This is a genomic window from Neorhizobium descurainiae (genome assembly GCF_051400715.1).
Lineage (GTDB): Bacteria > Pseudomonadota > Alphaproteobacteria > Rhizobiales > Rhizobiaceae > Neorhizobium.
The window spans coordinates 64,637-71,198 of record NZ_JBLFFK010000027.1 but is presented as its reverse complement, the minus strand read 5'-3'; the positions used below and the strand labels follow the sequence as shown (position 1 = coordinate 71,198).

7 protein-coding genes are annotated in these 6,562 nt (G+C 62.8%); 1 reads left to right on the top strand and 6 read right to left on the bottom strand.

Annotated features, from left to right (window positions below; all coding sequences use genetic code 11):
• Window positions 1–203, top strand: a 203-nt coding sequence (locus ACMGE0_RS29690; protein ID WP_436819491.1) for a hypothetical protein, incomplete at its 5' end; no start/stop codon positions are given.
• Between the two features lie 19 nt (window positions 204–222).
• Here the strand turns inward: ACMGE0_RS29690 and ACMGE0_RS29685 are convergent.
• The 6 genes from ACMGE0_RS29685 to ACMGE0_RS29660 form a co-directional block, all read right to left on the bottom strand.
• Window positions 223–666, bottom strand: coding sequence for a CopG family transcriptional regulator (locus tag ACMGE0_RS29685; RefSeq protein ID WP_436819490.1), 444 nt, complete (start codon window positions 664–666; stop codon window positions 223–225).
• A 2-nt stretch (window positions 667–668) separates the two neighbouring features.
• Window positions 669–2,684 carry a conjugal transfer protein TraG gene (locus ACMGE0_RS29680; protein WP_436819489.1) on the bottom strand — a complete coding sequence of 672 codons (2,016 nt, stop codon included), beginning with the start codon at window positions 2,682–2,684 and terminating at the stop codon, window positions 669–671.
• 153 nt (window positions 2,685–2,837) lie between these two features.
• A complete protein-coding gene (locus tag ACMGE0_RS29675) occupies window positions 2,838–3,278 on the bottom strand; it encodes a PIN domain-containing protein (protein ID WP_436819488.1) in 441 nt (146 codons plus the stop codon).
• Window positions 3,279–3,280: 2 nt separating this feature from the next.
• Window positions 3,281–3,532: a type II toxin-antitoxin system Phd/YefM family antitoxin gene (locus ACMGE0_RS29670; protein ID WP_436819487.1), complete on the bottom strand. Its 252-nt coding sequence runs from the start codon at window positions 3,530–3,532 to the stop codon at window positions 3,281–3,283.
• A 75-nt stretch (window positions 3,533–3,607) separates the two neighbouring features.
• Window positions 3,608–5,344 carry a relaxase/mobilization nuclease domain-containing protein gene (locus ACMGE0_RS29665; protein ID WP_436819486.1) on the bottom strand — a complete coding sequence of 579 codons (1,737 nt, stop codon included), beginning with the start codon at window positions 5,342–5,344 and terminating at the stop codon, window positions 3,608–3,610.
• Window positions 5,345–5,585: 241 nt separating this feature from the next.
• Entirely contained in the window at window positions 5,586–6,539 is a 954-nt protein-coding gene (locus ACMGE0_RS29660; RefSeq protein ID WP_436819485.1) for a lytic transglycosylase domain-containing protein, read from the bottom strand.
• Between the last annotated feature and the right edge of the window lie 23 nt (window positions 6,540–6,562).

Genomic DNA, 6,562 nt, shown 5'->3' with positions numbered 1-6,562 from the left:
CGCAATCTACAATCCCCGTCACCCATCCCCGCAACCCTCAAAAATCAGGGTCACAACAATTATTTGTTCGCGCCGGGCGGCCGGCTTTGTTTCCAAACCGGTACGCGCCACCAAGCTTGTGGAAAGATGGCGATATCGAGAGGAGCCGCTTGTCAGATCGCGCCTGGCCTACAATCCGCGACGGCCGGGAAAAATCGGAATGAAGCCGAGCACTGCGAAGTGCTATGGATTCGAACTCGAGGCATCTGACTGGGCTTCCTCAGGCACCTCCTCCCTGAATCGCGGTCCATTGGCGAGCCGCCGACCGAGCGCCTCGAGAAACTTGTCATAACGCTCACCACCCTTCGCCCGAGCGGCAGCTTGAGCGGCCTCCGGTAAAGGAGCGGTCGTATTCAGCCAGAAACGGACGAAGAGGGCGAAGGCCTCATTGGCGATGACCAGATCCCGTTCGACCCGCTGTATGCTGCGATCGATCCGGTCGAGGCGTTTGCTGATCGCGGCCTCCTTTCGCTCGTCGGCATCTGGGGAAAGGAACGAAGCAATTGCGGCTTCGGCGATGAGTGAGCTTGAATGCCCGCGCCGATCGGCAAAATCGCCGAGTTGCTGTTTCAGCTCCGGATCAAGATAGACGGAAAGCCGCTGTTTTCTGTCTGGACGTGCGGGCATGCTCACAACTCCATGCCATCGCCGGGATCCATCGAAATCTGCCGCGCGATATTGCGCATGCCGCGGGCCAGCATCTTGTTTGCAACAGCATCAGCGTCCGGTTCATCATTGTCGGGATCGAACTCGTTGATGGGTGATCGAACTGGCTCCGGCGTGATGTCCTTATGCCGCTCAAGACCTGGCTCCCGGCGCAAGCCGGCATTGGCGGCATCGTTTTCCTCCATGACTATTTCCGAGTTTTCCAACTGCCCCCTTGCCGAGGCGCTGCCGGTCACTGCGAGGGCGGGGATCTCCTTTAGCGCCGACCAATCATCCGCCTTGGGCGGAACATCGGAATTGAAAACCTCCGGGACCGGAAGAACGCGTTCCTTGAGCCGTGCATCTTCGAAATACCGGGCCTTCTTCGTCCGGATGGGCGGAACACCCGCGATCATGACGATCTCCTCGTCGGATGGAAGCTGCATGATCTCCCCGGGTGTCATGAGCGCGCGCGCTGTCTCCTGTCGGGAAACCATGATGTGCGCCAGCCACGGTGCCAGCCGGTGCCCAGCATAATTCTGCATCGCGCGCATCTCGGTGGCGGTACCTAGCGAGTCCGACACACGTTTCGCTGTCCTCTCGTCATTGGTCGCAAAGCTGACCCTCACATGACAGTTGTCGAGTATCGAATTGTTCGGACCATAGGCCTTTTCGATCTGGTTAAGGCTCTGGGCAATCAGGAAAGCCTTGATGCCGTAGCCCGCCATAAAGGCGAGCGCGCTCTCGAAGAAGTCGAGCCGGCCGAGCGCCGGGAACTCGTCGAGCATCATCAGCATTCTGTGGCGGCGACCCTTCGCATGAAGATCTTCCGTCAACCGACGGCCGATCTGGTTGAGAACCAGGCGAACGAGCGGCTTGGTTCTGGAAATATCGGATGGCGGTACGACCAGATAAAGCGTGGCCGGCATCCCCTCCCCGATCAGATCGGCAATGCGCCAATCGCAACGGCTGGTTACGGCTGCAATCACCGGATCGCGATAAAGGCCCAGGAAGGACATCGCGGTGCTCAAGACGCCGGACCGCTCGTTATCGGATTTGTTGAGCAATTCACGGGCGGCGCTGGCGACGACCGGATGTGGCCCGTCCTTACCGAGATGAGGGGTGGTCATCATGGCCCTCAGCGTCATCTCGATCGGCCGGCGCGGATCCGAGAGGAAAGCGGCGACACCGGCAAGCGTCTTGTCCCGTTCGGCATAGAGAACGTGCAGGATCGCACCGACCAGGAGAGAGTGGGACGTCTTCTCCCAATGGTTCCGTTTTTCCAATGATCCCTCGGGATCCACCAGGACATCGGCAACATTCTGTACGTCCCGTACCTCCCATTCGCCCTTGCGCACCTCCAGCAGCGGATTGTAGGGAGAGGAATTCGGATTGGTCGGATCGAACAGCAACACGCGACCGTGTCTTGCCCGGAATCCCGCGGTCAGCTCCCAGTTCTCACCCTTGATATCGTGAACGATGCAACTGCCCGGCCATGTCAGCAGCGTTGGCACGACAAGTCCAACCCCCTTGCCCGATCGTGTCGGAGCAAAGCAGAGCACATGCTCGGCACCGTCGTGACGGAGATAATCGCTCTCATAGCGGCCAAGCACCACGCCATCATCATCAAGCAGGCTGGCCTTCTCGATCTCCTCGCGTTCGGCCCAGCGGGCAGAGCCGAAGGTGCGAACGTCTTTCGCCTCACGCGCCCGAAAGATCGACATGAAGACGGCGACCACGATGGCGATCAACCCGCCGGACGCGGCGATCGCTCCGCCTTCGAGGAAGACATCCGGCGCATAGGCATCGTAGAAATACCACCACCAGATGAGAGCCGGCGGCGGATAGATCGGCAGGCCGGCGAGTTCGAACCAGGGAGAGCCAAGCTGCGGCTGGAAGCCGAGCCGCCAGGCGACCCATTGCGTCGCGCTCCAGACCGCAACGGGCACGGTCAGGAAGACGGCAATGATCTGTCCCCATAGCAGGCGCGTCGCCGACAAGCCGGAAACTCCCTTCCAAACATAGTTTCATGTCCAGACGAAGGGAGTTTTTGGCGCTATTTCAATATCATAGGCCGGGAACGAGGTAGGCCGGCGAAAGCCGTAGTAAAAATACTTGCGGGCTGCGGGGTCGGTTGGTCCCGGCACCGCCCACTACTGTATGGTCGGCAACTGCTTCAGAGGATTGGCGAGCGGAACGCCCAGCGGCTCGAAATGGCGCTCGTTGGCCGTCAGAACGGTGAGACCATGCGCGGCGGCAGTAGCCGCTATGGCGATGTCCTCGAAACCGGGATCGTGAGCACGTGTCCGGTCGAGCATCAGGCCAGCCTGCCCTGCTTCCTCGATACCGAACGGCAGGATGCGACCAGCATAGAAGTGCTCCACGGCCGATAGCCAGCGGCGCAGATTCTGCGCCTTCGTCGTGGCCTCGATCCTTACAGCGCGGGCAATGCCGGCTTCGATCTCGGCAATGGTGATCACCGAAAGATAGAGCTGATCGCTATGCGCACGCACCCAGGCGGCGAACGCCTCGACACCGACTTGGTGTTTGGTCGGCGCATCGGCCGACACGATGTTGGTGTCCAGAAGATACAAGATCAGATGCCGTTTTCACGCAACGCACGGGCGGGCTTGCGCGGACGTTCGGGAATATCTGCCGGCTCACCGGGAAATGCCAGAAGCAGGTCGGCAAAATCCGGCACCTTGGAAACCCGTTGCCATTCCTCGAAGGAAACTAGCACGGCTTCCTTGCGCCCATGACGGGTGATAACGGTTGCCTCTCCGGCCACGGCCTGATCAACCACAGCCGAAAGCGTCGCCTTTGCGTCCTTGAGCTGAATTTCCTTCATGGCACTTCTCCATATGACTACCGATAGTCATATATGATTTCCCCAGCCTGAATCAAGCAAGAGCTGGAATTTCATTCACAAGCCAAGCCCGCGCTTGCGCCCAAAACTCCAGTCAACGCCGCCGTCCGGGCGGGCCACGCCGGATATGTGCTGGCCTATGTGCTTCTCGACGGAAGGCGTCCACGGCACGAGACTGAAGCCAAGACCATCATCGACCATCGCGAAACGGCCGGATGCCAGGGTGAAGCGCCGGCTGTAGATGCCGGCGACATATTCCCCTGCGGCGGCGTCGCGGAACGGCATGTTCATTTCTTGGGAGAGCTTTTCGCCGAGCGCGTCCAGTTCACGTTGTCGGAGCGTACCGAGCAGGTTGCGGGCGAAGACAACACGTTCGCCCTGCCGCCGCGCCAGCCCCTCTTCGATCAGGTGTTCGGCCCGCGCCTCCATCGCCTGTTTCACCTCCAGCCCGAAGCCGCCGCCGAGATCGACCGCATCGCGGGCGACAAGCTGGCGGTCGAGCCAGGTGGCGCCGTCGGCTGTGGTCTGGGTCTCGATCGGAAGATCGGAACGGACAGCCAGTGCGACGCGACGCTCACCGCGCGCGTCCTCGAACGACCGCAGCTCGACGATCGATCCCAGCGCGCCGTCCCCGGCCGCCTCGATGTCGGGAAGACGGATGTGATGGGTGCGGCCGTCTACGCCGTCGACCACGGCAAAGGCCGTGCCGCGCAGCTCGTCGTCCAAGCCGAGCTCGACCAGCCGGCCGATGACCGGCTCGCCATGCGTTTCGCCGGAGAGCACGTAGTCGGTCAGCCCGCGCTCGATGCCGCGTTCGGTCAGCGCCCGGTGCATCCGCTTGATGATGTCGCCGCGCTCGCCAACCTCGCGCAAGGTGGCTTCCGCCTCTTCGGCAATCACCCATTGGCCGGGGCCGGAAGCTTGGGCGAGACCGAGGCTTTCGAGCTTGCGCAGCCGCCCGACCTTCAGGGACAGATATTCGTCCGGCTTCTGGTCCGGCGCCGGAGCGAGATCGAGAAAGCCGTAGCGATCGGCATCGCGGACCAGCTGGCGGTCGAGCTGCGTCCAGCGCTCGGCGTCGATCTGACGTTCGATCGAGCGGCGGATGTCGATGTCGGTGTGCGGTCCGAGTTCCTGGATGATGAGGTCCTGCGCCCGGTTGCGCATCCCCTCCTTGATGTAGTCGCGGGAGATGACGAGGTCGTTGCCGTCGTGGGCGCGGCCGCGCAGGATGACATGGACGTGGGGATGTTCGGTGTTCCAGTGATCGACGGCGACCCAATCGAGCTTCGAGCCAAGATCCTTCGCGACGCTCGCCATCAGTTCGCGAGTGAAGCTCTTCAGGTCGGACATTTCCAGGGCATCGTCCGGGGAGACGATGAACCGGAAATGATGCCGATCATCCTTACAGCGTTCAGCGAAATCCTTCACGTCCGCTTCGTCGGTTTCCGGATCGAACATGCGGGCCTTCTCGCCGTCACGGTTGACGCCGTCGCGGCGCAGGTAGGCGAGATGCGCTTTGAGCGGCGCGGACCGCGCCGTGTGTCGGACGACGCGGGTCTTGATGACGGCGCCGCGTGAACGGCCGGTGATAAGCCGATTGGCGCGCACGCTCGCCACGCGGCCGCGGCCGAAGCGGGAGCCGCGTCCCGAGGTGATCTTGCCGGAGCGGGACACACGCCCGCCGGCCTTCTGCGCGGCGGCCAACGCCTGGCCGATGAACGGCTTTGCCCTTTGGGCCTTGCTGGAGCGGATGCGGCCGGGCCGGACCCGGAAATCGTCGTCCCTGCTCATGGGGTTTTCCGCTGCGACGTGCGATTTTCGCAGAAATCATTCGATAATTCGCAGACGCGCTCCTCGCGCTCAAAAGCCGCGATGTGCGCGACGTTCCGGAAAAGCCAATCGAAACAACCGCCCGACCGAGCCGCAATGTGCGGCTTTTTATCCCGCCTTCCTTCGGTCGTCGGCGCCGGACCTCCTCGGCTTCCCGCAACAGCTACGACCCCGTCCCCGGTCCTGCGATAAGACACGCCAATCATGGCCGGGCCTCCCTATCTTGGGTCCGGTGCACGAACAGACCATCGGACGGCGGCGCGAGCGCCGAAAGGTCAACGATCGCGCCGCGGTTGGATGGGCGATCGGACGGAAGATCGCCCGCCGCACGACCGCCGTCACCGCGCACCGTCGCATGCGCGACGAAGAGCGGCGCGACGGACCACTCGGAGCGCGCCGGACGATATGTTTCGGCGGCAACGGCGTCGATCGTCGGCACGATCTTCGCTATGTAGTCGACCGTCTCGGCGGGCAACGGATCGCCGGTGACGAGATGCTGTTCGTAGCGGCCGGGACCAGCGTTGTAGGCGGCGAGGAAGCCGGGCGAGCCGTAAAGATCGTGCAGTTCGGCAAGATAGGCAGCGCCGGCCAGAACGTTGTTGCGCGGATCGTAAGGGTCGTCTCCAAGGCGATACCTGATGCGCAACTCCTGCCATGTCGCGGACATGATCTGCATCAGCCCCATCGCGCCTTTCGGCGAAACAGCCTGCGGATCATGATCGCTTTCGACGCGCATGACGGCGCGTATCCAGCGGTCGGGAATGGCGAAGCGGCGGGCGGCTTCCGCGACGTAGGATGCCCAGGGATCAACCGCCACGGCGACCGTGGCGTTGCGGGCCGCCGACATTGTGTGTGCCGGAGGATCAGCCGACGCCGCGCACGGTGCCGTCACGCTCATGGTGCCCGCGATGAGCCACACCATGAGCACCGGGATGGCGGCGCAAAGACCGCCGGCCCGATTGCCCATCAGCCTGCCATCGTGCTCGCGGCGGCCAAGGGCAAGGCTGCGCCGCGGGCCTAGATTTTCCGGGCGGGCAACACCTGTAGGCGTGTCCGCTTCCCGGAAAATCGGCCGCCACCCTTGACCTCTGCTGCGCGCGCCGGCCGCCCGATGGGCGATCGGGTCGAGGGGAGTGATCGGCACATGATCGATCAAGGGGAGTGAGCCTGAAGGTTCGC